Origin of the sequence: Bacillus sp. JCM 19034 (assembly GCF_001310635.1) — a bacterium.
GTDB lineage: Bacteria > Bacillota > Bacilli > Bacillales > Bacillaceae_D > Halalkalibacter.
Genome location: NZ_BAXR01000007.1, coordinates 107,024 through 133,676 on the forward strand (window position 1 = coordinate 107,024; position 26,653 = coordinate 133,676).

A 26,653-nucleotide genomic window follows, 5' to 3' on the forward strand; every position below is an offset into this window, starting at 1 on the left:
TCCTTCACATTCAACTTGTAAACTTATTTTAACGATGTCCCCCACTAAACTCAATAAAAAGATAGTGACCTCTGATTTTCATTTAGTCAACCCTCTTATGAGCTTATTCAAAGTGATTTCCTTCATTGTAATCGTACTTCCCATAAAAAAGGGATAGGACTTCTTCTCCCATCCCCCTTCTTTTAATTATCCCTTCGTCGCACCTGCTGTTAATCCAGAGATCAAGTACCGTTGTAAAAATAGGAATATTGCCGCAATTGGGACTGCAATTAAGATTGCTCCGGCTGCAAAACGGGTAAAGTTATTGGCAAATTGATCATTAACAAAGTTAAAGAGACCAAGTGCCAGCGTATAGTTTTCCGGACTTCTTAATATAATTCGCGGTAAAATAAAGTCCATAAATGGTGACATAAAATTAAATAAAGCGACAACGGCTATAATCGGCTTAGCTAAAGGGAGCATAATTGTAAATAAAATACGAAAATGCCCGGCTCCATCGATTTTTGCCGATTCATCAAGCTCTCGAGGAATCGTATCAAAATACCCTTTAACTAAGAAGGCATTCATTGGGATCGCTCCACCAGCATAAATGATGATCAGACCAGTTAAAGTATCTAGTAAATTCACTGTATTCAAAAGAATATATAACGCCACCATCGCCATTAATACAGGAAACATTTGTAGTATTAAAAACGTGTACAAGCCATTTTTTCTTCCGACAAAACGATAGCGCGAAAATGCATATGCAGTTAACGTAACAAACACAACTGATAGAAACGACGTTGCAGTCGCGACGATTAACGTATTCTTATACCATGTTAAATAGTTGCTGCGCGGGTCAAAAAACAACCAGCGGTAATGATCCAACGACCAATTTTCCGGAAACATACTTGCACCATATAAACTTGTCCCCGGGTTTAAGGAAAGTCCGATTGTCCAGAGCAACGGATACCCAATAACAATAAACATAACAATGATAACAAAGTAAATCCCGACTAATTCTAGCCTATTTTTCAGCTTACGTGACATTAGATTTCCCCCTCTTCTTTAAAGGAACGAGTACGACGGAACTGGAAGAAAGCGAATGTAGCAACCATTAACCCAATTATTATTGATATTGCTGCAGCCATATTATAATTCTGCGTTTCAAACGTTAAGCCATACACCCATGAAATTAAAATATCTGTACCTCCAGCATTCTGCCCCCGTACCGGTGGCCCACCTTGGTTAAACAAGTAAATAATATTAAAGTTATTAAAGTTCCCTGCATATTGCATGATCAGTAACGGTGCGGTCGCAAATAGAATGTGAGGCAATGTAATATTAGAAAACTTCTGAAACCGTGATGCACCATCCATATCTGCAGCTTCATACCAATCCGACGAAATACTTTGCAATATACCTGTAAAGAGGGCAAAAACAAATGGAAACCCAAGCCAAGTCTGAATCATAATTAAAGCAACCTTCGCCCACATCGGGTCAGTCATCCACGGAAGCCCCGATCCGAATAAAGGAGTTAAAATATCACGGTTAATCGCACCAAAGTTATCGTTGAATATCGCCGCAAAAATTAATATCGTTACAAATGCCGGAACAGCCCAAGGCAAAATAAATACCGTACGTATCAAACGCTTGAATTTGACACGCGGATCATTGACGATTAATGCCAAAAAGAGAGCGAGTGCAATTTGTAATGTTGTTGCAACAAACGTCCAAATTAACGTCCAAGCTAACACCGAGAAAAACGTATCTCGCCAAATCGGTATTCGAACGAGATCTATAAAATTTTGGAATCCGACCCAATCTAAGACGTTACGTGGTGGTGCATTGTATAAGTTGTAATTTGTAAAGGCCAAGAAAAACATAAATAGTAACGGAAACACAACTACAAAGATGAGTAATAAAAGGCCTGGTCCAACAATTACATAAGGGAAGCCTTTATCCCATGCGTTCCGAAACCCTTCTCGAAGCGACGTTACGGTCCAACCTTCTTGTATTCTCTTTGCGTCCTTGTACGCATCCATCATATTCGCCACATAAAAGGTCACAGCAAAACCCGTTAGAATAAGCGACAAAATCCCTTGAGACAGAAGAACACGTGAATCATCTAAACCAGGGTGAGTACCGAGTGTCATTAATCCCCAATAACCCATCTCTAAAAATTGCATAAACACAATAAAAAAAGCAGCAAAGAGAATAAATAAGACTGCACCTTTGACATATCTCTTATTATATATTTGTCCAAAGCCAGGAATAATCGAAAGTAATGTCGCAACTTTTGGATTATGATGTTGCTGACTTTTGCCGACGTTTTTTTGATCTTGCTTTTTAGCCATTTTGAGCTTCCTCCTGCTAAAAGATTGAAGCTTGCCTAAAGGGGATAAAAGGTCCCCTTTAGATCAAACCCAATACGAGAGCGATCTTATTGAGCTGAACCCATTGAAGAAATTTGTAGTTCGATATCTTCAACCGCTTCTTCTAATACTTCTCGAGCATCATCACCTTGCGAAATAAACTCAAAGGCATCAGCGATCGGTTCCCAAACTTGTGACATTTCAGGAATGTTCGGCATCGGAATCGCAAATTCTGCTTGCTCTAAAATCGGTGCACGATACTCATCGTCAATTTCAACATCTGTACGGGCAGGTAATTCCCCTGCAGTTTCATAATACGTAAACGAGTTTTCAGTATTTGTAATAAATAACGCTAAGTCTGTAGCCCACTCTTTGTTCTCACTATATTCGGAAACTAACCAACCCTTTACACCTGAGAACGAGTTTAATGGTTCGCCATCGATTGTTGGAAGTGGTGCAACACCAAGATCATCACCAATCGCGTTATGATAATCAGGAATTGCCCATGGACCTGTTACAACAGCACCTACTTTTCCATCTTGGAATAATCCATTAATAATATCCATATTAATACCTTGAGGAATATAGTTATTCTCATACCAAGACTGGATCATCTCTGCTCCTTCAACAACAGGATCGGTCGCTAAACCGATATCATCGGCATTTAGAGATCCATCAGCATTTTCTCCAAACACATACCCACCTGTAGCTGTTAAGAACGGGTAGTTAAAATAGAAGTTTCCTGCTTCCATTAGGAAACCATACTCATCATTTGATGCGTTCGTTAACTCTTCAGCTATATCCATTAAATCATCCATTGTTTCTGGAGCTTCAGGAACAAGTGCTTTATTATAAAACAGACCATACGTCTCTGTTACAGCAGGGATTCCATATTGACCACCTTCATAAGAAAATGCATCAATAGCTCCTTCCGTATAACCTTCTAATTGCTCTGTTGTTAAGTTCAGCTCAGCAGCAAGCCCTTGTAAGTAAACTTCACCTAGACGGTCATGAGGCTGGAAAAACAGGTCAGGTCCTGTACCAGCAGGGCCATCTAATGATAGAGCATCGATTTGATCGAGCATTGAAAACGGTGTAATTTCTACCGTTATTCCTGTTTCCTCTTCATAACGAGCAACAATCTCTTCATATGCATCTAACTGTGATTCTTCATCATTTACCCACATCGTCAAAACTTCTGGCTTATCAGCAGTAGCTTCCCCATCACCCGTTGTTTCCTCACCACTATCCTCTGGTGCTGGAGTTGGCTCCTCATCTCGATCAGGACCACACGCTGCTAATAATCCGATTAGAGCAAAGACAGCGATCATCATTAACCATTTGTTTTTTCTTAACATCTCCTTATTCCCCCTATAATTTTGATTATTTCACTTTTTCCTTCAAACTATCTTATAGTGTTTGTAATCATTGACTTTATATGCTGAAGGAAAGGTAGTGCAAAAGAGAGCAATCGTTTGCATAAACGATAATAAAAAAATCAAACAAGAAGCGTCGAATAGTGAAAGCGATTGCACTCGATTGATTACACTCATTATATAGTCTGTTCATTCATTAATCAATACTTTTTTTTCATTGTAATAAAATTTGATAAATCCCTCCTTACTTTCATAACGCGCAAACGATTGACAAGCTTATTTTATAAAGGTATGTTTATGATAAAGAGAGATTTCTAACTAATTTCATAATAGGAGCGTGATGTTATGTTAAAAGAAGCGATTTACCATCGGCCAAAAAACGAGTATGCCTATGCGGCAGATGATCAAACTCTTCATATCCGCATACGAACTAAAAAGGATGAACTTGATCATATTATATTGATCTTTGGTGATCCATATGATTTTAACCCAGATGAACAATGCTGGATTTCATCCGAAAAAGAGATGAAGCATAACGGAAGCGATGAATTATATGATTACTGGATCGCCCGGGTTCAACCAAAACACCGCCGCATGCGTTATGGTTTCAAGCTGAGTAGTAAGGAAGAAACACTTTTTTATACAGAGAAAGGATTTTATACGAAAGCTCCTAAAGACGCTAGCTACTATTTTTGTTTCCCATTCTTAAACCGTGTCGATGTATTTTCTCCTCCTAATTGGGTTAAGGACACCGTTTGGTATCAAATCTTCCCTGAACGTTTTGCTAACGGCGACCCGTCACTTAATCCTAAAGATACACTTGAATGGGGCTCAGCTAACCCGACACCAAGCAATTTCTTTGGTGGTGATTTTCAAGGAGTTATCGATCACCTTGACTATCTACACGATTTAGGGATCACAGGGATATATTTCACACCAATATTTAAAGCGTTCTCAAATCATAAATATGACACAATTGACTATTTAGAAATCGATCCCCAATTTGGTGATAAGGAGACTTTCAAAAAACTCGTTCAGGAATGTCATAAGCGTGGTATATATGTGATGCTTGATGCCGTATTTAATCATAGTGGATTCTATTTCCCACCATTCCAAGATGTTTTGAAAAATGGAGAAAGCTCTCCTTATAAAGATTGGTTCCATATTCATGATTTCCCGGTTCAAACTACGAGTCCAGCAAACTATGATACATTTTCTTATGTTCCGTCAATGCCTAAACTCAACACAGAAAATGACGAAGTAAAAGATTATTTATTAAAAGTAGCTCGTTATTGGATCGAAGAATTTGATATCGACGGCTGGCGTCTCGATGTCGCAAATGAAGTTGACCATTCATTTTGGCACGAATTCAGAAAAGAAGTTCACTCTATTAAACGTGATGTCTACATTCTAGGAGAGATTTGGCATGATTCAATGCCATGGCTGCAAGGCGATCAGTTCGATGCTGTGATGAATTATCGATTCACATCAGCCATTATCGACTATTTTGCCCATCAGCGTATTACTTCTGAAGAGCTGATTCACTCGATTCAATCTGTAAGAAACTCATATCCAATAACGGTAAATGAAGTTCAGTTTAACCTACTAGGTAGCCATGATACACCACGTATTTTAACGGTTAGTAAAGGAAACAAAGATATCGTTAAGCTTCAAATGCTATTATTGTTTTCAATGACCGGTACACCTTGTATTTATTACGGTGATGAAATCGCCATGACCGGTGAACAAGACCCCGGTTGCCGAAAATGTATGGAATGGGATGAAAAGAAGCAGGATCAAGATATGCTTGCATTTATGAAACAGCTTATCTCATTAAGGGCTAAGTACAAAGCCTTTCGTACGGATCAAGACTTACATTTTTATTATGAACCAGCAAAAAGCGATGTTATCATGTACAAAAAACAACAAATTTTGTTTCTATTAAACAGGAATGATACTAGTGTTGAAGTTGCATTACCAGTTGAGTTCAATGGGCAGCAACGAACGAACCTATGGACAAATGAAACGGTATCTTTATCTAAATCTGTTACTTTAGAGCCTTATAGTTTTTCTATTTATCATCTTTAATAAGTAAATGCGTCGTCTGCTGTTACCTTCTTTCATTCAAGGAACAAAGACGACGCTCTTATATCGTCATCTCGCAATCGTTAATGACGATACCTGTGTAGCACCTGCTTCTTTTAAAAGACGTGCCGCTTGACGGACAGTCGCCCCCGTTGTATATATGTCATCAACAAGAATAATTGAGCGATTACAGACCAACTGGCACGTCCCTACTTTCAAACGGAAAGGTTGATTTCTAGCTTGGACTATTCTCTCCTTTCGATTTTTTTACTTTGCTTCTCACCTTCTATCCGCGAAAGGACATCGGCACTATTTCTCCAATTCTCGATTAGTAATTGAGCTTGATTAAAACCTCTCGCCATTAAACGCTCCGCACTTAACGGAATTGGAATCACTAGATGACCAAAATAGTGCTTGCGATAAACGGCTAATAGCTTTTTCGAAAAGTAAGTGGCAACAATTGCATCACCGCGAAACTTATAAACCGTTAGCCATTCTTTTATAAAAGGGTTATATTCATACAAAGACACATTTTTTTCAAGTAAACCTTTTGTTTCACCAGCCTGCTCCCAACGCCAACAATCTAAACATTGCTTCCCCTTTCGAAATTCTGATCTTAAGCGACTTAATGAACGACTACAGCTTACACATTGATCCTTTTCATCAAGTGGTAAAAGCTGTTGTTCACACTCTGAGCAAACATGCTCTTCATCCTGCAAAAACAGTACATTTGCCCAGCTTGGCAATGAATAAAACGTTTGATGACAACATAAACAACGCATTAAAAGCCTCCTTCTCGGTTCATCAAATTTATATGTGTATAAGCTCGACGCATTTCAAGAGAAACACCATAATGGAAAAAGATGACATCTCCATCCGGCCAATCACGATGACGACCAACACGACCAGCAATTTGGACAAGGGCTGCCTCTGTAAATATATCTTGTTCGGCACCAACGACACCAACTTGTACGTCGGGAAACGTCACGCCTCGTTCTAAAATTGTAGTCGTTACTAATAGCGAACTTTTCTGTTCACGGAAATCTGTGATAAGAGCATGACGACGGTTGTCAGCAGCATGAACGGTATCATGCTGAAACGAATTGGATTGGAGTACTTCTGAAAGAGTGCGAAGAATGTGAATCGAAGGAACAAATAGAAGTACTTGCTTCTGCTGCTTCAGCTTAGCTGTTAACCAATTACGAATTGGTTTTGGTAAATGACCTTTCTTAACCGATTTCAGCCAATTACCACACCATTTAAATTTTGGAATGGGCAATGGATAGCCATGGTATCTTTTAGGAATTTTCATTTGTTCAATATCGGGGGATCGTAACCATTCTTTGCTTGGGGTTGCACTTAAATAAATAAGCGAGGAGGTTTCTTTTTTAGCTTCATTGATCGCATAACGGAGACTCTTATCAAAGGAAAAAGGAAAAGCATCAACTTCATCAACAACAATCCAATCAAACGCTTTATAATAGCGCATCACTTGATGGGTTGTCGCCACAACAAACTGTGCATCAAAACGTCGATGGCGATTACCACCGTACAAAGCAGTGATCGTTACACGGGGAAAGCTTTTTTTGAAGCGTGGAAAGAGCTCTTTCACTACATCGGTCCTTGGTGTCGCGACTAGCACTCGTTTACCAGCAGAAAGTGCCCGGGCTATCCCTTCAAAAAGCACTTCTGTTTTCCCTGCACCACAAACGGCCCATAATAATAATTGCTTCTGTTCCTGGACCGTTTTGGCAACGGCATCTGATGCACGCTTCTGTGCACTCGATAACTTCCCCTCCCATTGCAACGGGTGTTCATGCTGTGGAAACGATAGCTCTGGGCCATTCCAACGGTAAAGCATTTGACACTCGCTTATCTTCCCTAACAGTAGGCAATGACGACAATACGTACACATCTTTTGACATTTGGCACAAAAATGACTTGCGAATAAATGTGGATCTTGATTACCACAACGGAGACACGTTATTGAGCCACGATCCACAAGAGCTCTCTCATTAATTAGCATGCCTTTTTTTATGAAACGAGCAATCTGGTCATCATCGAATGGAATTTCCGACTGCAAAAGCCTCCTTCCAATCAGACTGTGCAATGTATTTCACCTGCTTTCAGAGTTATAATACTTCTACTATTTCACTCTAGATGACAAGACTAGCTTATAATTAATAGGGGTTGTTGATTATAAGTGATTATATTCGTATTTTCATAGTATTTTATGAAGGGAGATTCTATCATTAGGAGGTTTTTTAAGTGATCCTTACCTGACGAATAGCAAAAGGAGGCTCCCCGTTCAATTGGTTCCATAAAAAAGGCTGTCCTACCCCAATGATAGAACAACCTCTTAAGATGCTTAATTAAATTTATTCCATGCAACACCTAAACTACCCGCTCCTAAATGAGTACCGATCACCGGGCCGAAGTAGCTAATAGAAACCTTTGCACTAGGGTGTGCTTCTCGAATTCTCACAGCTAACTCCTCTGCTCCATCCAATCGGTTCGCATGAATAACGGTAACATCAAGAGGCGAGCCCTTCGAAGCATCCTCGGCGAGTAATTGCAAAATTCGAGCAAGTGCCTTTTTTTCAGTACGCACCTTTTCAAACGGTACGATACTTCCATCCACAAAATGAAGAATTGGCTTTATTTTCAATAAATTCCCTACAACTAATTGGGCAGCATTTAAACGTCCACCACGATGCAAATGGTTTAAGTCGTCTACCATAAAATAGGCACGAGACGTTTCCTTCAATGATTGCAAATAGTCCAAAATCGTTATTGCATCAGAGCCTTCATTTGCTAATTTGGCTGCTTCCATTGCAAAATAAGCTTGTGGTGCACAACTAATCTCTGTGTCGAAACCATGAACGTCAATCCCATCTACCATACTACCAGCCGTTAAAGAAGTTTGATACGTACCACTAATTTTACTAGATAGATGAATGGAAATAACTTGCTCATATCCTTCTTCTTTTAATCGTTCAAATAATGATACAAAATCACCCACTGCCGGTTGAGATGTCGTTGGGAGCTGTCCTACTGTTGCTATTTTTTTATAGAAATCGTCTGTGGATAAATCTAATTCTTCTCGAAAGGCCTCCTCACCAAACACTACACTAAGTGGAACCATTTCAATTTCTAACTGTTCCCTTATTTCGGGGCTTAAATAAGCTGTACTATCAGTAACTACGGCAACTTTTTTCTCCATAAACGTTCCTCACTTTTCTATTCCTCTATGACTTTAATAAAGATACTCCACGTCTTTTTAGAAACGTAGTACGGAGCCATTACATAGGCTTAGGTTTCCATGAAAGTCTATTTCATGCTGGATGGACGTAACGAGCAGAGCCGCACCCTTTTCTATAGTAGCTTGCCGTTCTCTCTATTAACCTTAAAAGGCTCCTTTGGTTCTTCCTATTAATCTTACAAGGAAATTAGTAACCTTTCAATGAAGAAATCGTTTATCTCACTAGAACGTATCCCTTTTTTATTGCTTCGACAACCGCTTGAGTACGATCATTCACATTCATTTTTTGTAAAATATTACTTACATGATTTTTGACCGTCTTTTCACTGATGTAAAGAGCTTCACCAATAGCCCGATTACTCTTACCGTCTGTCATTAACTGGAGCACTTCACATTCCCGTCGCGTTAACAAGTGTAACGGCTTTTGATATTCTACTTCACGGAAGCCGACAGAGCCTGTTTGCACTTCGTCTTCATTTGCAAGACGACGGTATTCATTAATAAGATTATGAGTCACCTTAGGGTGAATATACGCACCACCTGCGGCCACAACTCTGACAGCTTCTACTAAAGCATCTGAGTCCATTTCCTTTAATAAATAACCTGTAGCCCCTGTTTTCAACACATGATTAACATACGTCTCGTCATCATGAATCGATAAAATTAGAACTTTAATTTCTGGAAAACGTCCTATTAATTCTTTCGTCGCCTCAACACCATTCATATTCGGCATATTAATATCCATTAAAATGACATCTGGATTAAATGTTTCAACTAAATGGACAGCCTGTGAACCATCTTGTCCATCTGCAACCACTTCTATATCATTTTCCATTGCTAATATACGTTTTACACCTTCACGAAATAACTGATGATCGTCAACTATGACTAATCTAATTTTTTCTTCCAAGTCCTCTCACCTCTTTAATAAACTTCTTCTACTGCTATACATTATTTTCGTTTCGTATTGGAATAGCAATAACAATTGCTGTACCTTTTTCCGGTTCAGAGCGAATAGTCAACTGTCCAGCTAACATATTTACTCTTTCTTTCATTCCGATTAATCCAAAAGAACTAGCTTTTTTTTCAGTTGGGTTAAATCCTTTGCCATCATCCTTTATTACCATTATAACCCTATTAGGTTTAAATTCAATTTTTACTTCAATATTCGTTGCTTCTGCATGTTTATAGGCATTTTGAACAGCTTCCTGTACGAGACGAAATGCAGCAATTTCCATTTCCTGTGGCAAGCGGAGAATGGGGCCAATGTGCATAAAGTCCGTATGAATTTGATGATGATCATAAATGTTTTTTAAATATTTCTTCAAAGTAGCACTAAGCCTAGATCATCAAGTGCCATCGGTCTTAAATCGTAAATAATTCTTCTTACCTCAGCAAGTGAGGACTTCACCATCATTTTTAAATCTTTTATCTCATTAAGAGCTTGTTCAATTCCTTGCTCCCGGTAAATGCGTTCAATTAGATCTGAGCGTAATAGAACATTAGCCATCATTTGTGCTGGACCATCATGTATTTCTCGCGATAGCTTTTTCCTCTCTGCTTCTTGAGCTTCAATGATTCTCAAGCCGAATCGTTGCTTTTCTTTCGCATCTTCGATAACATCACTTATTTCCTTTAAATCATTTGATAAGAAATTATACACAACCGACATTTGACTTGTAAGCTGTTCTGCACGATCTACTGTTGATTCTAAATCAATCAAACGTCGTTCAATTCGATCTCTTCTATCACGGAGTTGTTTTTCTTCTTGCTCTAATACAGCTAATTGAATTTGGTATTCGTTCGCCTGTTCATATGCAGCTCGTATTTCATCACTAGAGTGTTGAGAAAAATTCTTGCTGACTTCCATTAGACGGTTACGTGACAGACGAGCATGTAAGTTCATTTGATCAGCTTTATCAATGACAGATCCAACTTTTAAACGGACATCCTTCAGCTCTGATTTAAGCTCATTATATTCTTGTCGAGATTGTTCACTTATTTCAAAAATTCTCTCTCGACTCTCATCAACTGTTTGTAACGTTTCATCTAATATCGAGTCAAGGGACTTATCGTTCATCAAGTTAATCCCCTTCTTCCTATGCATTCTAACTTGTTTTCATTATTATATTAATTGCAATTAGGCATGTATTTTACTATTCTTATAGTACAACAATCCCGGCTCAAGAATCGGCAATTCTAAATTTCAATAGATTTTATGAACGACAATCCTACTTTATCAAATCTACATTACAGTTACATAACTTAGATTTGTAAAACTATCAAAAAGAGAGGCGATATCCTATGTTATCATCATATAAAACTGTAAAAGAAACCGGCTCTCATGAAATCATTATTCAAAAGTCACGTTTTATTGCACATGTAAATCGTGCTACAACTGAAACTGAGGCCCAGCATTTCATCGAAAAATAAAGAAAGAACATTGGAATGCAACTCACAACTGCTCCGCGTATTTAATTGGCGAACGTGATGAGATCCAAAAAGCTAATGATGATGGTGAACCTAGTGGCACTGCCGGTGTCCCTATGTTGGAAGTCTTAAAAAAACGTAAACTTAAAGACACCGTTGTTGTCGTAACACGCTACTTCGGTGGTATCAAACTAGGAGCTGGTGGTCTTATTCGTGCATATGGAAGTGCAGTTAGTGAAGGTCTTAATGAAATAGGAATCGTGAAGCGTTCACTAATGGCTGTTGTCCATACAGAAATTGATTATCACTGGCTTGGAAAAGTGGAACACGCTCTACGCGAGTCTACTTATCAAATGAAAGGAACCGATTATCTTGAACAAGTCGACGTTCAAACATATGTACCTATAGAAAAAACGGCTCCGTTTATAGATTGGATGACAAATTTAACGAACGGACAAGCAAAAGTTACGGTTGGTAATCAAACGTATCTCGAAACACTCGTTAAATAGCAAAGCCAGACCACTTCTTTATTATCCAATATTATGCTAGTTCAAGCAACAAAAAGATGATCTTTCTAGCAAAACTTGGTAAACAAATTTATCTCACAAAGGTAAACGATAATAGGCACCATTATCGAATCTAAAAAGTACTACGAACAACGTCTAAGACCTATGATCAAAAAATCAATAAGTTAAAAATCCGAACTCATTCAAATTCACTAAGATTTGAATCATCGTTCGGATTTTTATTTTGCTTATTCTTTTACTCGTTCTTCAGTGTCTCTACTTAATTTCTAACATTGTCACCTTTCAATTTGAATCTTTTCATCGCATTTAGTATTGGTTTTCGATCTCCCATCAATCCAATACTCTCAGCATATAACTCAACACCAATGACGATTAAAGCAAGCAGTAGATAAGACACCCATAATGTCGTCGTTGTAAAAATAATGGCAACAACACCAAACAGAATACTAAACAAATACACAATGAAAACCGTCTTACGATGACTGTATCCCATTGCTAATAAACAATGATGTAAATGTCCTTTATCAGGTGTCATCATACTTTGCCGATTTAACAGGCGCCGAGCAATGGCAAAAAGCGTATCTGAAATAGGAACCGCCAATATTAGGATAGGCAATACTAAACTAAATACAGTAATACTTTTAAAAAAGCCTACAAGTGAAATCACTGCAATCGCATAGCCTAAAAATAAAGATCCAGTATCCCCCATAAAAATAGACGCTGGATGCACATTATAAAATAAAAAGCCAATCGTGCTCCCAATAAACACAACAGCTACTGATAGAACGAACGGCTGTGCTGCACCTAAATCAAGTAGAACCATGACGAGTATCGTCATAAACGCAATCGTAACAACGCCACCAGCTAAACCATCTAAACCATCAATAAAATTAATGGAATTTGTAATACCGACAATCCAAATAACGGAGAGGATATATCCAATGATCCCCAACTCTATTTGCCCTATAAAAGGTAACGTTATATAAGGAACCATTAAACCTGAATAAGCAACAATTGCCGCTGCGACTAACTGCCAAAATAATTTTACTTTAGCGGAAATACTATACTTATCATCTAACATACCTATGATAACAATTATACCCGCTCCAGCAATAACAGCATAGAAGTGCTCATATGGTGGGCTCAATACAACCAACCCTGCAACCACTCCAAACACGATCGCTAACCCACCTAAACGTGGCATCTCATGTTGATGCACCTTCCGCTCATTTGCCTTATCTACAAAGCCATACCTTTTAGAGATGCTTCGTATAGCCGGTACAGAACAGATGGCCACACTAAAGGATACTAAAAAGGCAATCACGTAATTCCACAATAAGGAAACCCTCCCTATACTCTTTCATCTATGTTTAGTATTTACAAAGATGTGGGAGGGTAAACAAATCGAAAGGCGGGATACTAAAAAGTTAATTAACTGTTTAGTATCCCGCCTTATTTTAACGTATTTCACTTTTCATAAACGAAATCTTCTTTTCAACAGCTTTTTTCACATCTTGTTGACCTTCTGCTTGTGATTTATTTAATACAACTAGAATTGTTCTAAACAACAACACAATATCCAACCATATTGAATAATGACGAATATAATACAAATCAAACTTCAATTTACTATCGGCACTTGTCGTATAATATCCGAACACTTGTGCAAAGCCTGTAATACCAGGCTTAACAGCACTTCGGTAATAAAACCATTTGTTTTCTTGTTCAAACTTTTTCGCAAAGTATTCACGCTCTGGTCTTGGACCAACTAATGACATATTACCTTTCAATACATTAAGTAGTTGTGGCAGCTCATCAATTCTTGTTTTCCGGATAAATGCTCCAACCTTCGTAATTCTGCTATCTGCTGATTTTGCTAAAACCGGTCCAGTCTTCGCTTCAGCATCAACGATCATCGAGCGAAACTTTAAAATTTGAAATGGTTTATTGTATTGACCAACACGCTCTTGTTTAAAGAAAACTGGTCCTCGATCTTCTAATTTAATTGCAATCGCAGCTAATATCATAATAGGTGTTGTAAATAGTAATAACACAGTTGAAACAACAACATCTAATAAACGTTTGGCAAGTATTTGTCCACTTGAGAGCGTAAATGGTTTTACTTCTAGCACCATCGTATCACCAAGCGTTGTAAACGATGTTTCATGATAAATAACTCATTCGTATTTGGAATCATGTATGATAATTGCTTTTGCTTCATTGCATAATATAAAATATCATTTTCTTTCGCTCTGGCATCGTTGACCCAATGAAAACAAGCTCATATGGCTTCATTTTCAGTTTTATGTCTTTCATCGTTAAATCCTTATTTAACCATGAGACATCATCTTTTCTCTTTATAATTCTTGAGTCTAATAGATTCTCTTTTATTAATTCTAATTCACTTTCATCACCAATATAAAGAACCTTTTGGCTCATCACCTTACATATGATTCGAACATATAAGCTCTTCCAGAAAAACCACATGATAAACATGAAAGCATGCGATAAAAAGATAACAGAACGCGGCAATGAAAATTCACGGAATAAAAACGATGCTGCAATCGTTAATACCATAATTCCTAATGAGACAACTAATAACTTCCGGAAAATTTCTGCATAATCCCGCTTAACAAGCCGATCAAGCTCAAAAATATATATAAACAACACAGCCATTAATAAGACCCATGGCATAATACTAACAAGTGCTTCAATATTTCGAGGTTCTATCAATGTATAATAAGACGCCAACTTAAATGCCGCTAAATACGCTACTAACAGAAGGATAAGATCAAAAATGATAATAACGAAACGAGCTGTACGCTTTGGAAACATGTTCGACATAACTTATCCCCCCTTTTTTAAAGCATTAGACTTTTCTTTACTCATTTTATCATGATTCATTGACAGTGTACCTGCCATTCCTTTTATTTTGTAAACTTTACATAACTATCTAAACTTATTGACACAATATTAAACCTTTAATATCATATCACAATCTGTTCTGTTAAACTATTAGGAAAACATAGGTAGGTTGTTCAATTTGTACTGTGTAGTGGAGTACGTACATTTTTAGATTCTATATTCCACATCATAACATACGAATTATTTCAATTTATGTATAATACATATTGTTCAAATAATGTTACTAAATCTGTTCAAAAACGTTTAATGGATTATCCAATTGCACTGAGTGGTGACACTACATCCTTACTTTAATACAAAAAAGTCTAGGAATACTTCTCCTAGACTTTTCTTGTTTCATAGATTTTATCGATATTGAACAATATCAAAATGCATTCTCGGGTTATCTAATTGGTTGTACATATTTTTAATGTTTGTAATTTGTTTTGTTGCCCACTGAATGTCTGTTGCATATTGTTTTACTCCAGGGTTTGCAGGATTCCATCTCATTTTATAAAGTGTGTCTTGTTGATATGAATTATGAATGTAGTCCTCACCAATAAATTTCGCTCCGCCAATAATAGCTGCTTCAGGAGTAAACCATCCTGCATTATAAGCATATTCCGAGCCAGATTTTAATGCAGTATTATCATAAGCACCGATTCCAAACATATTATATGTTTTCCGGATATTTCGTAGACTATTTCGATTAGAATTCGTTACCATCACAGCATTCCCCGAAGAGTTTAAACCTACTTCAACACCGTTCGCTAATGGTGACGTTCCGTGGCCTGTTTCAAGTAAAGCATGAGAAATTAAATAAATTTCATTAACTTTATGCTCCTTAGCCGCATCAATAAATGCTTGTCCCCTACCTTCTAAAACCCCTTTTCCGCTTAGTAGTCGATTAATTTGCGAAGCAGGTACACCAACGCTAGAAGATAATACAAGGTGTTGGAACTTATCATTTTTATTCGGGTCTAAGAAATTACGTAAATCTGATTCCTTTGGATTGCGCCACGTACTATAACGCACCTCATGCCAATTATTCCCTAAACTTACAACATTTAATGTCGTTCCTTTTGTCGCAGTACCATAAACATGACTATTTGTGGAACCACTTTCTCGAACATTCACATTAGCTGTTGTACGTGCGGTATAGCTAGCTAAAGAGCTATGTACATATAGCCTTTGACCATTGTATCTAATTTCATACCATTCGGTACTCCCAGAAACTGATGAACCATTTACGGTCCCTCTAATATCAATAGTTGTATCTCGTGGAACATTTACTGCTACACTTGATGTTGTATTGGGACCTGTACGAAGATTTACTCCATTACCAGTAATTCTTCCGCTTAACTCGACGTAATTTGCACTTATATAGGCTGTATTATTACGATACGCATCAGTTTGCGGACTACGGTTCATTTGAATATTCACTGCTTGATTTAGTGTAACGTTAGCTTGGTAGTAAGTGGTCACATTTAATGAAGCTAATTCTTTTAACTTGTTCATTGTAGCCGAGTCAGCAATCCCAGTTGCTTTTAAGCCATTGTCAGATTGAAACTCTTTTAACTGTTTAGTAGTAATTGGACCAAAATACGTAGTCGGTGAGTTTGAGACTGAATAGCCTAATCTCTCTAAATTTTCTTTAATTGTTATAACATCCTGATGATACATTCCTTGTTGTAAAGGACGAGTTGCTAATTTTTTTAGCTCATTAATGGTCTTTGAATCAGCAACACCTGTTACAGGTAATTTATGATCACGTTGAAATTCTCTTACCTGTTGTTCAGTAACCGACCCATACAATGTTGTCGGGTTATTTGATACTGCGTATCCCATAATTTCCAAATGCTTTTTAAGTTCAATGACTTTCTGATCTCTTATTCCTCTATACAATGAGCCTGTTGTTACTTCATTAAGCTTATTTAATGTAGCTTGTCCTACAATTCCATCAACGGTTAAATTATGAGCAGATTGAAAGGCTCTTACTTGCTGATTCGTAACCGAACCAAAAAATGTTGTAGGATTATTCGATACGCCAAAACCTGCGATCGCTAGCTTCTCTTTCAAGTCAATAACATCATCTCGGTACATGCCTTGTTGCAAAGGTCCAGTCGCTAGGCTCGCTAACCGATTAATTGTTCGGTTATCCGCAATCCCCGTAACAGGAAGGTTATATGCAGATTGAAAGTTTTTAACTTGCGATGTAGTAACAGATCCGTATAACGTGGTAGGGTTACTCGAAACAGAAAAACCCATTATTTCTAAATGGTTTTTAATTTTAATAATATCATCATGACGATCTCCATTAGAATATACTTTTCGAGTTAACTCGTTAAGTAATGCAGTTGTTTCTGAATTCGCTACTCCGTTTGAATTTAAACCGTAGGTTTTTGAAAATCTTTTAGTTGTGACTCTGTTATCGGACCAAAATACGTTGTAGGATTATTCGATACACCAAACCCTAATTTTTCTAACCGAATCTTTAGATCGATGACATCATCTCGGTACATTCCTTTTTGCAATGAGCCCATTGCGAGTTGCTCTAGCTTTTTTATCGTATTAGAATCAGCAATTCCCGTAGGTTTTTAAATTATAAGCTTTTTGGAATTCTTCTACCATCTGTTCAGTTACAGAACCATAAAAGTCAGTTGGGTTACTTGAAACTTCAAATCCCATAATAGCTAAATGAATTTTTAAATCGATTACTCGCTTATCGTAATCTCCTCTTTTTAAAGCATTGCTATCAGCTTGAACAGAGCTAGTAGTCATTTGAGATTGTTCTTCATTCTCTTCAATAATTTCTTCAACTTCTTCAACAACTTCTTTAACAACTTCTTCAACTTCCACAATCTCTTCTTCAATACTCTCATTTTGTTCATCGACAGCATTTTTCGCATCTTCTAAAATCATATAAAATAATACGTCATCAACCTTACCATCTGGAGATAAAGCATTATCCTCTTGATATAGAATAACCTGTTCTTCTGTATCTTCATTGAATTCATCACTTGTGCCAGTTTCATAGCCTAGTAGATTCAATGCCTCTTTTAAATCTAGGACCTTTGACCCTTCTGAACCAACTTCCAATACAAATAACTCTGTACTTTCTTCGATACTTGTAACTTCTGCTAAACTAGTACTTACAGGAACAAATACGATAACTGTTGCAGTCATACCTACTACAAAACTATATCTCGCCTTTTTAAGCATATCTTAACTCCTTTTTAAATACTATGAATTACTTACTATAAAATAAACATATTTCGACCCTAAAGTAAAGATAATCTTATGAATTTACACATTCTTTTTTGCAATAATCAGGTCTTATTACCTAGTTTATTGAAGTTGGGTTGTAATCACAATTTATTTTTGAGGTTAATGAAAGCTCTTATATTTAGTCTGCTATGAACACTTTACTGTTATATGGTATAATTTCTTCAATGATAATCATTCAACACTATATGAAATAATTAATGATCAAGGGTGAAAATATGGCTAAAGTTAAATTAGTAGCAGCAGGTGATGTACTGTTACACTCACGAGTATATGACAAATGTGAAACTATAGATGGAGGTTACGACTTCAGTCCACAAATGGAACATGCTAAGACATTACTTGAAGAAGGTGACCTTACTATTGTTAACCTTGAATCGATAGTTGCAGGAAAAGAGTTTGGCTTAAGCTCCTATCCAAAATTCAACAATCCTATTGAAGTGGCTAAAACGTTAAAAGATTATGGTACTGATATCGTAAGCATAGCTAACAATCATGCATATGACCATGGTGAAGAAGGATTAATTAAATCAATTGAAAACTTAAGGTCTATTAACCTGCCTTATGTTGGAGCACACCTTTCTGAAGAAGACAGGGATACATATCGAATAATTGAAAAGAATGGTCTTAGAGTAGGGTTCCTTTCATTCACTCGAAAATTTAGAGCTTTTAGAAAGATGGATAAAGATAAAAGTTACCTAATAAATATTTTTGAAGAAGAAAATGCCATACCAGTTCGACAAAAAATTCAGAAACTTGCCGATTCCGGAGAAGTTGATATAGTAGTCGTTGCTTTGCATTTCGGAAAGAATATACCTCTATCCAACTTCTGTACAAAGGGAGATTGCAGCTGAACTATCTGATGGTGGAGCTGATATTATTTTAGGGCATCATCCGCATGTTCTGCAGCCACCTGAAATCATTTTAAATTCTAGAGGGAAAAAATCATTTTTTATCCCGTCTTTAGGGAATTTTTACACTGGTCAACACGGCGTTTATCGACAAATCGGTGGTACGATTAGCATCGAGATTGAAAAGGAAGACGGTAATCCAGTTTCACATTTTTCTAACCCAACTTTAAACCTAACATTTGTTGATTCTCACCATAAAAAAGATTTTAAACTGTATTCATTTATCGACTATATTAAAGAGCAGCCTTACATTAGAACCAATCGCGGAAACTTCGAGTCTTTAGAGGTTCTCACTGAACTAATAACTCGAATGAGATCTCGCCTTCCAACTTTAATTATTAAATAAAATTGTCAAACGAGGGAGAAGTTATGAAAGAGAACACAACTACAACATTACCGCATCTTGACAAATCTATCCCATCAACTGCTGAGGGCTATTTATTAAGTGGTTATAGCATTGCATTAGAGGGATGGAGAAGAGGCTTGAACATGTCTATAAAGGTTATCTTTGATAGTATATCTAAAACACGTATACCTATTTTCACGTTAAGCAATGACACAAATTCATATACCTTTAAATATACAAGAGCAGATTCTGTATCCAAAGAAGCAATATTAACTTGCGTAAATAAGGAATTAACTAAAAAGGCATTATTAGATGCAAATGTATCTGTTCCGTTTGGTGAAACGATAGAAAATGAAACACCTTTACGTGAAATTATAAAAGAGGCCAAAAAAATTGGCTATCCAGTAGTAGTAAAACCTACAAATGGGACTGGTGGTAAAGGCGTAATAGCAAATATTCAAAACGACCAAGAACTAAAAGATGCCCTTAACTATATTCAAAAGGACTTAAAAATAAGTAGTGATCTCATTATCGAAAAATTCCAATCAGGATATGATTACCGATGTTATGTTGTTGATGATAAGGTAGTCGCTTCTTATAAAAGAGAGCCATTACACATTATCGGAAACGGTAAAGATTCAATAAAACAGCTTCTTGAGCAAAAAAATAAACAGAGACTTACTAACCCAGCTTTAAAAACTCGCCCTTTGAAAGTTGATAAAGAAACAGATTTATTATTAGCCAGAATAGGGTATGATCTAAATAGTATCCCGAAAGAAGGGCAGAAAGTTTACTTGAAATCTAAGAATAATGTGACTTCTGGCGGAGAAGCGATTGATATGACGGATCAATTGAGTGATAAAATGAAAAAGTTAGCAGTTGATGCCGTTAAGGCAATACCTACTTTAACTCATGCAGGTGTAGATTTAATTATAGATGAGAAAAATGATACAGGTGTTGTATTAGAAATTAATTCTCGTCCTCATATCACTGCACACCTTTATCCTGCTAGAGGGAAATCCAGAGATGTTCCATCTGCATTAATAGATTACTTTTTCCCTGAAACAGTTGGATACGATCGCCAAAAGAGATCTAACCTATACTTCGACTTTGATCAAGTATTACAAACAACGTATTTATCAGGAAACATCAAGGAAATAAAAGTTAATAATATCCCAGGAGATATTATCTTAAAACGATACAACCTATATATCTCAGAGAATAAGCTCTCATTTGCAAAATGGTTACAGTTACAGGCTACACGAAATCATGTAAGTGGACATATTAAATCAATAAATAATTACTATAGCATTGTCTTTGCAGGTACAGACAGTAGCATCAAAAAATTAGTAAGTCTAATTGAAAAGAAAGCAAAAAGCTATAAAGGATTTAAGTTAGAAGAAAAAGTACGAAAAACACCAGTTAAACAAGGGTTTCATATTATCTCATCGACAAAAACCGTCGTTTCCGAAACACCGGTTCCATCAAATTACAATTCGGATGTCAATCAGCTAATAGAAGCAATAAAGCAGTCAAATCGTGAAGAAATACGTAACCCAACTAATTTAGAATTTGAAACGCTAAAATCACAACTTCAAAAGGTGCAAATAGAGCTTGAAGAATACAAAGCTGTTTTCGGTGAGTTACCGAACAAAGACCGTTAAATTAAAATGAAATTTTTAAAAAAACAAGGGCATTGAAAAAGAATAACTAATCTTTTTCAATGCCCTTTCTAATCTTAATTTCTAACTAGCTTCATCATCTTCTTCAGCGACATACCGTACTTCCACGATCTACTTTCACGTATTTTTTTATTTTCTTTACGGATCCTAAAAAGTTCTTTTTGAGTACCTTTTAAATCCCTTTCTAACTTCTTGATAGCTGATTCAACCGACTTCAGTTTATTCAAATTAAACATTTCGGTAATTTCAAATCCTACTTTAATATAGTCCTTATAGTTCTCTTCAGATATTTTAGTTATATTGGCTAAATTAGGGTTATTTGTTATTAATGTTTTAAATGTGGTTAAACTTTCTTTATCAGTTCCCCCAACTACTATTTCCATCTCGTTTTCTACGGTATTTTTAATAGACCCATAAAGACCTAAAGTAATTGCTTCATTTTTTAACCAACGATGAAAACGATAACGATTTACATTTCCTTCTACGATATATTTTTTAGCATAAATTGGACCTATTGGAGCTTTTGGTAGCTCTACTTCAATAGCTGACCGGTTTTGTAATGGTTCTAATACAGCATTCAAATCAAAATAAACTTTTGATTTTTTGGTTGAAATATCTTTTGTTTCAGGAAAATAATAATCAACAATAGCCCCTGGGATGTCTCTGGCTTTCCCTTGTATTGGGTATAAAATACCACCTATTTGAGCGGTTGGATTTAACTCGATAACCACCGCTCCTTGTTCAGGAGGCAACTCTTCATTAACAATGATATCTACACCACCGTGGTATAAACCAGGAATTGCATTAATAGACTTAATTGCAATTTCTTTAATACTTTCCGGTAAATCATCAGTTACATCAATGGGATCTCCACCAGATGAAACATTTGTTTTCTGTCTTAAATAAATGATCTCTCCCTTATTAGGTACACTACTCATAGTATATCCTTCATTTTCAAGAGCTTCCATTATTTCAACATCCATTTCAATTAGACAGCTGAATAATCGAGGGTTTTTCTTTCTTTGATCATTTTTTAACGAAATCAATTCTTCTACTGTATGGATGCCATCACCGATGATATTCGCAGGTACTCGATTATAAGCAGCAATTGTTTTATCTTCTATAACATAAATTCTATATTCTTTCCCTGAAACATATCTTTCCACAATTACTTCGCCATAACCCAAAACTCTTCTCACATAATTTAACGTCTTTTTCAGTTCATCTTCACTTTTAATATTCGTAATAACACCATTTCCTAAGCTACCGTTTGTAGGCTTTACAACTAGAGGAAAACCAATATTTAAACTATATTCAATAATTTCTTCATCAGTTGCTTCTTCTGAAAATCCTTTTCCTTTAGGAACTGGAATTCCTTCCTTCTCTAACCAGATTTTTGTTTTTTCTTTATCAGAACCAATTTCTACTGCTTCATTTGTCACTTTATCTCCTCTTGTTCGAAAGAAAAAGTGAGTTCGCTCTGATGAACTTAACGAAAATAACCTTCCTGGAGGATTCACCCCAAATACGGTCATATTTTGAAAATGCTCAGAATCCTTTGTATACCACTTTAAAGTTAAACCTCTTCTCCACCCTTCAAGAGCAACTGAGTAAGCACACAATTTTGTTTTTCGTGCTGCTGTCACGATATGATTTGGTAATTGAGGTAACCCAATAGTAAATTCTTCTTTCAATTTTCTCCCCCTCCCTATTTATTATTTACTTATAATATTTTTTTATGAAGTCACCTAAAACCCTCATCGGCAACGTAACTTTCCATGCTTTACTTGCACTTAAAAATTTATGCTCTTTTTTTGCTTTTTTTAATTCTAACTCGGTTAAATCATACTCGTTTTTGATTTGATTATAAAGTTCAATTTGCTTTTTTAAATCATTTTTTATTTCAAAACCCACTTTAATAGGCTGTGAATAATCACTTGTATGAATATGTTCAATGACTGAACGTTCGGGATCAGCTTGAATATCATGATAAAATTCATTAACCATTTCTTCATCTGTCCCCGCTACTACAATATCAATACTTCCATCATCATTATTTATAACCATTCCGTGTAAATTACGTTCAAATGCCATTTTTCTTAATCCTCTATGGTAATCAATCCTTTGAACTTCTCCAACAACATTGTACTTTTTCATATAAATTGTACCACGAGGGATAGGTGTAACAGTCGTTACATTTGCCGAGTTTGTCATTAATGGAAAAAGAACATCAGATAAATCAAAATACATTACTGAATTTAAGCGATCTTTTTGTGACGTCTCAGGAAAATAAAAGTTAATAATTTCAGCTGGTACATCACTCGCTTGTCCTTGTTCAGGAAATAGCAATGAACCAATTTGTGCCGTTGGATTAATTTCCAAAACATAACAATGTCCATTATTTGAAAAAATTAGATCAACAGCTCCATGAGGTAATCCTGGTATCGCATGAATGGATTTTATAGCGGTTTCGTGTATTTCTTTAGACAAATCATCCAATACACTTATCGGATCTCCACCTAATGAAATATTACTTTTTTCTGTTAACATCAATGTTTCATCGCTCGGTAAAATATCATCTAAAGAATATCCTTGTTTTGATACATGATTAATAATTTCTTGATCTTTTTTAATTAAACAGCTAATTAATCGTGGGTTATTACTTCTATGTTTATTTTTTTCATCAATTAACTCACTGATCGTACTTTTTCCATTACCTATTACATTAGCAGGGACTCGCTTTATAGCACCCACAACGTTATCACCAACGACGTATAAACGATATTCATTCCCTTCAATAAATTCCTCAACAATGATTCCTCGAGGATTCGGTGTTTCTTTAACGGTTTTAATGGCCTCTATCACACCATCAACCGATTGAATATTGGTTGTTACACCTCTTCCAAAACTTCCATCTAATGGCTTAATCACAACCGGAAATTCTAGCTCCTCGACATACTCAATAATTTGCGTTTCAGATTCGTCCAATGAAAAAAGTCTTCCTTTTGGTGTTCGAATTCCCTTTTGTTCTAAATAGATCTTTGTTTTTTCTTTATCGGCACCTATCTCAACAGCTTCATTGGATACTTTATCTCCACGTGTTCGAAAAAAGTAATGTGTCTTTTCTTTTGAACTTAAAGAAAATAATTTCCCGGGCTTATCATCAAACCATGTTTTCATACCTTTAAACTTTTCTGAATCTTTTACGTGCCATTTTAAAGTTAGGCCACGTCGCCACCCTTCTAACGCAATTAAATACGCATCAAATTCTGGCCCACGTGCATCCTCGACTACTTCTAATGGTAAGTGCAGTAGCCACTCTGCTTTCGTTGTTTCATCCATTATTATATATCCTCCTAATTACTCAAAAGGTCTTGCGTTAAAGTCGTGTATATTTTAAATTGCTTACCATTTACTAAATCATCCACTAAGCTCTGCTGAGCTCTTAAATAACAATCCCCTAGCCAATGATCCATCTCATATGAAAAAAAGTCATAATTTCCAGGCTTAGGTGTAAATTCTCCAAAGACAAGTTCATTACCAGACTTTAAAAAGTCTATTCTAACAAATGGTGCAGGAATCTCAAAACTTATTTCTTCAGCTTTCTTAATATCCATCATGCTCACACCGTTACCTTTAAAAAGTTCATTCTCATATTTCCCCGTGTAAACACGCTCACCATTTGAATTCCACCAACAATATTTTACTTGAGGATAACGTACTACTTCTAATATTAACTCGACTTTTCCGTAAAAACAGTAAAATTTTAAATCTCTAGCCGGGTCACGCGTATTTGGGTGTTCAGTTATTAGTTCTTCTACTAACCATTTGTCCTCTGATACCCACCCATTATTTAAATCCTTTTCCATCATTAGGTCAAGAGCATCATGGCTATCGAGCTCTTGACCCCTTTTTACGTCGAGTATTTTATTAGAATCAAAATATAAATATACTCCTCTTGATCCTGCTCCATTGTCAGGTTTAATAACACTCTTTGCTATTAAAGGAATGTCATCTTTTGTGTAAGAGCTTTGTACCCATGGTCTCCTGACATTGAATAGATCGACAAACTGATAGGCTACCTGCTTATTATCTAATATTTCCTCAGGTAGACGTGGGTGTAGTTGCTTTTGTCTTGCTCTCATGGTCAAGAGAGCACTAAAAGAGGCTGCTTTTTGTAACTCTACATCTTGGCTTACTTCTCTAACAAGAAACTCAGGGAACCCTTTTATATTAAAGCCTTCCAAAGCACGTGTATAGACATATTTTTTTAAATCCCTATTTTCATTCCTAAACGTTCTTGCTGCAATTGTAATCGCATCTTCGTAATACCGCTCGCTATGCTTTTTACTTGTAACAAGGTGATCCAAATACGGGATTAGTTCTCCCGTTTCTTTCGCTTGTTTTGCTAACATCTGTAGATTTTGTTTGCTTTGATCTAAGCCATTTTCCGTAACTGTTTTATTTCTTAAGATTTCATTCAATCGTTTATTTTCTTCAGATGTATCCTTATATTTTTCATTCAACTTAATAAGGTCATCTTCCATTTTAATATATTTTTCACCATTTTTTATTACATGTAATAGTTTCCTTGCTGTTAATAGAAAAACTAGTACTTTTCTTAAAAATATACTATAGCGCCAAATTCGGCTTCTCTTTAATTTCTTTATTTGTGATCTCTCATAGCGTATTTCATCTTTTAACTTTTTAATCATTGCTTCTGCCTTTACAACCTTCGGCATTTCATTTTCACCATTTGGAAATTTATGTGTATTCAAAATTACACCTTCCTTTTACTATAAACCGACTATTTCTAATAAGAAATTGATGTTTTCATTTATACCTCTCATTAGAAATAATCGGTTTAACACTTTTAAAACAAAGGTTCCCCATCCATCATTATTCTTAGGATCACTAATTATCATGCAGTCATCACAAATGTATGGTGGTGGCTGCATGATATATTTTAACCCTTACTATGATCTAAATAGCCGCTCACTATGCTGACGGTACCCAAATTGCTCATCTACATAAGTAAGGGCCAAGTCTACTTGCTTTTGATACAGCGACTTATCTTCCATTAACTGCTTAACCTTTGCTTGAACTTCTTCTGGCTTGGCATAGATGGCTGCTTCTTTAAATAACGGCTCATAGCTCGGTGGAATAATAACCGGAACCCCTACAGCCATTGCTTCGAAAATCACTCGACCAAATGCCTCTACCAATCAGGGTGTGTGTAATAAATAAAGACATCAAGCTCCTTCAAAAAGTTCTTCGGTGCCATTGAACCAAATTCATAAATGGTCCAGTTTGACGGAATTTCACCTAATACTTCTTTCGGAGCCTTTGCTCCGCCTAACACATGCACCTCGTACGGTCCATGATCAGGGTAGACTTTTAATAGTTCTTCACGGTCAGATGGCCACTTGACATATTGATCTCGAGAATGACGGCCGATTCGAATCACACCAGCCTTTCGCTCATATTGCTC

22 protein-coding genes and 3 pseudogenes are annotated in these 26,653 nt (G+C 36.4%); 5 read left to right on the plus strand and 20 right to left on the minus strand.

The annotated features are described in order from the left end of the window. Positions 1–186: 186 nt before the first annotated feature. The 3 genes from JCM19034_RS12710 to JCM19034_RS12720 form a co-directional block, all read right to left on the minus strand. Positions 187–1,029, minus strand: coding sequence for a sugar ABC transporter permease (locus JCM19034_RS12710; protein WP_062050257.1), 843 nt, complete (start codon positions 1,027–1,029; stop codon positions 187–189). Continuing rightward, positions 1,029–2,336 carry a sugar ABC transporter permease gene (locus JCM19034_RS12715; RefSeq protein WP_062050259.1) on the minus strand — a complete coding sequence of 436 codons (1,308 nt, stop codon included), beginning with the start codon at positions 2,334–2,336 and terminating at the stop codon, positions 1,029–1,031. Before JCM19034_RS12715 ends, JCM19034_RS12710 begins: the two co-directional genes overlap by 1 nt. Before the next feature lie 86 nt (positions 2,337–2,422). Further along, positions 2,423–3,712 carry an extracellular solute-binding protein gene (locus tag JCM19034_RS12720; RefSeq protein ID WP_062050261.1) on the minus strand — a complete coding sequence of 430 codons (1,290 nt, stop codon included), beginning with the start codon at positions 3,710–3,712 and terminating at the stop codon, positions 2,423–2,425. A gap of 363 nt (positions 3,713–4,075) precedes the next feature. Here JCM19034_RS12720 and JCM19034_RS12725 point away from each other — a divergent pair, with 363 nt between their 5' ends. Then, complete coding sequence (locus tag JCM19034_RS12725) at positions 4,076–5,818, plus strand: alpha-glycosidase (RefSeq protein WP_062050263.1); 1,743 nt, start codon at positions 4,076–4,078, stop codon at positions 5,816–5,818. A gap of 66 nt (positions 5,819–5,884) precedes the next feature. Here JCM19034_RS12725 and JCM19034_RS24145 read toward each other — a convergent pair whose 3' ends face one another. The 6 genes and pseudogenes from JCM19034_RS24145 to JCM19034_RS12750 form a co-directional block, all read right to left on the minus strand. Beyond that, a complete protein-coding gene (locus tag JCM19034_RS24145) occupies positions 5,885–6,013 on the minus strand; it encodes a ComF family protein (RefSeq protein WP_269431700.1) in 129 nt (42 codons plus the stop codon). 47 nt (positions 6,014–6,060) lie between these two features. Beyond that, complete coding sequence (locus JCM19034_RS12730) at positions 6,061–6,597, minus strand: ComF family protein (protein WP_062050265.1); 537 nt, start codon at positions 6,595–6,597, stop codon at positions 6,061–6,063. Further along, on the minus strand, positions 6,597–7,898 hold the full coding sequence (locus tag JCM19034_RS12735) for a DEAD/DEAH box helicase (protein ID WP_062050267.1): 1,302 nt from the start codon (positions 7,896–7,898) through the stop codon (positions 6,597–6,599). Before JCM19034_RS12735 ends, JCM19034_RS12730 begins: the two co-directional genes overlap by 1 nt. Before the next feature lie 285 nt (positions 7,899–8,183). Continuing rightward, entirely contained in the window at positions 8,184–9,038 is an 855-nt protein-coding gene (locus tag JCM19034_RS12740) for a DegV family protein (protein WP_062050269.1), read from the minus strand. 253 nt (positions 9,039–9,291) lie between these two features. Next, the gene (locus tag JCM19034_RS12745) at positions 9,292–9,987 is read right to left on the minus strand and encodes a response regulator transcription factor (RefSeq protein ID WP_062050271.1); all 696 of its coding nucleotides are present in this window, start codon (positions 9,985–9,987) and stop codon (positions 9,292–9,294) included. Between the two features lie 34 nt (positions 9,988–10,021). Beyond that, positions 10,022–11,157 (minus strand): annotated as a pseudogene (locus JCM19034_RS12750) (sensor histidine kinase). Between the two features lie 224 nt (positions 11,158–11,381). On the opposite strand from JCM19034_RS12750, the pseudogene JCM19034_RS12755 reads away from it, so the two are divergent. Continuing rightward, a pseudogene (locus JCM19034_RS12755) lies at positions 11,382–12,016 on the plus strand (YigZ family protein). 277 nt (positions 12,017–12,293) lie between these two features. On the opposite strand, the gene JCM19034_RS12760 reads toward JCM19034_RS12755, so the two are convergent. The 6 genes from JCM19034_RS12760 to JCM19034_RS12780 all read right to left on the minus strand — a co-directional run bounded on the left by JCM19034_RS12760 (position 12,294) and on the right by JCM19034_RS12780 (position 18,160). Next, entirely contained in the window at positions 12,294–13,370 is a 1,077-nt protein-coding gene (locus JCM19034_RS12760; RefSeq protein WP_231686942.1) for a glycosyltransferase family 4 protein, read from the minus strand. Between the two features lie 121 nt (positions 13,371–13,491). Beyond that, the gene (locus tag JCM19034_RS21815) at positions 13,492–14,169 is read right to left on the minus strand and encodes a sugar transferase (RefSeq protein WP_156323976.1); all 678 of its coding nucleotides are present in this window, start codon (positions 14,167–14,169) and stop codon (positions 13,492–13,494) included. An 82-nt stretch (positions 14,170–14,251) separates the two neighbouring features. Beyond that, a complete protein-coding gene (locus JCM19034_RS21820) occupies positions 14,252–14,878 on the minus strand; it encodes a hypothetical protein (protein WP_062050275.1) in 627 nt (208 codons plus the stop codon). A 426-nt stretch (positions 14,879–15,304) separates the two neighbouring features. Further along, positions 15,305–17,206 carry a peptidoglycan-binding protein gene (locus tag JCM19034_RS12775; protein ID WP_062050277.1) on the minus strand — a complete coding sequence of 634 codons (1,902 nt, stop codon included), beginning with the start codon at positions 17,204–17,206 and terminating at the stop codon, positions 15,305–15,307. Between the two features lie 119 nt (positions 17,207–17,325). Continuing rightward, positions 17,326–17,481, minus strand: coding sequence for a peptidoglycan-binding domain-containing protein (locus tag JCM19034_RS21070; protein ID WP_082394041.1), 156 nt, complete (start codon positions 17,479–17,481; stop codon positions 17,326–17,328). A gap of 34 nt (positions 17,482–17,515) precedes the next feature. Continuing rightward, positions 17,516–18,160: a peptidoglycan-binding protein gene (locus tag JCM19034_RS12780; RefSeq protein ID WP_062050280.1), complete on the minus strand. Its 645-nt coding sequence runs from the start codon at positions 18,158–18,160 to the stop codon at positions 17,516–17,518. Positions 18,161–18,441: 281 nt separating this feature from the next. On the opposite strand from JCM19034_RS12780, the gene JCM19034_RS24150 reads away from it, so the two are divergent. Genes JCM19034_RS24150 through JCM19034_RS12790 form a run of 3 tightly spaced genes read left to right on the plus strand, consistent with a single transcriptional unit; the run spans position 18,442 to position 21,144 of the window. Beyond that, on the plus strand, positions 18,442–19,077 hold the full coding sequence (locus tag JCM19034_RS24150) for a CapA family protein (protein ID WP_269431701.1): 636 nt from the start codon (positions 18,442–18,444) through the stop codon (positions 19,075–19,077). After that, positions 19,013–19,480: a CapA family protein gene (locus tag JCM19034_RS24155; protein ID WP_269431702.1), complete on the plus strand. Its 468-nt coding sequence runs from the start codon at positions 19,013–19,015 to the stop codon at positions 19,478–19,480. The genes JCM19034_RS24150 and JCM19034_RS24155 overlap by 65 nt, the downstream gene beginning before the upstream one ends. Positions 19,481–19,503: 23 nt before the next feature. Further along, complete coding sequence (locus JCM19034_RS12790) at positions 19,504–21,144, plus strand: ATP-grasp domain-containing protein (RefSeq protein WP_062050282.1); 1,641 nt, start codon at positions 19,504–19,506, stop codon at positions 21,142–21,144. Between the two features lie 74 nt (positions 21,145–21,218). Here the strand turns inward: JCM19034_RS12790 and JCM19034_RS12795 are convergent, their stop codons facing one another. The 5 genes and pseudogenes from JCM19034_RS12795 to JCM19034_RS23290 form a co-directional block, all read right to left on the minus strand. Further along, a complete protein-coding gene (locus tag JCM19034_RS12795) occupies positions 21,219–22,604 on the minus strand; it encodes an acylphosphatase (RefSeq protein WP_370621959.1) in 1,386 nt (461 codons plus the stop codon). A gap of 277 nt (positions 22,605–22,881) precedes the next feature. Beyond that, positions 22,882–24,504: an acylphosphatase gene (locus tag JCM19034_RS12800; protein ID WP_062050286.1), complete on the minus strand. Its 1,623-nt coding sequence runs from the start codon at positions 24,502–24,504 to the stop codon at positions 22,882–22,884. 14 nt (positions 24,505–24,518) lie between these two features. Continuing rightward, on the minus strand, positions 24,519–25,940 hold the full coding sequence (locus JCM19034_RS12805) for an ATP-grasp fold amidoligase family protein (protein ID WP_062050288.1): 1,422 nt from the start codon (positions 25,938–25,940) through the stop codon (positions 24,519–24,521). A gap of 198 nt (positions 25,941–26,138) precedes the next feature. Continuing rightward, on the minus strand, positions 26,139–26,366 hold the full coding sequence (locus JCM19034_RS23285; RefSeq protein ID WP_231686943.1) for a glycosyltransferase: 228 nt from the start codon (positions 26,364–26,366) through the stop codon (positions 26,139–26,141). Between the two features lie 14 nt (positions 26,367–26,380). Beyond that, positions 26,381–26,653: pseudogene (locus tag JCM19034_RS23290) on the minus strand (glycosyltransferase family 2 protein); the annotation flags it as partial.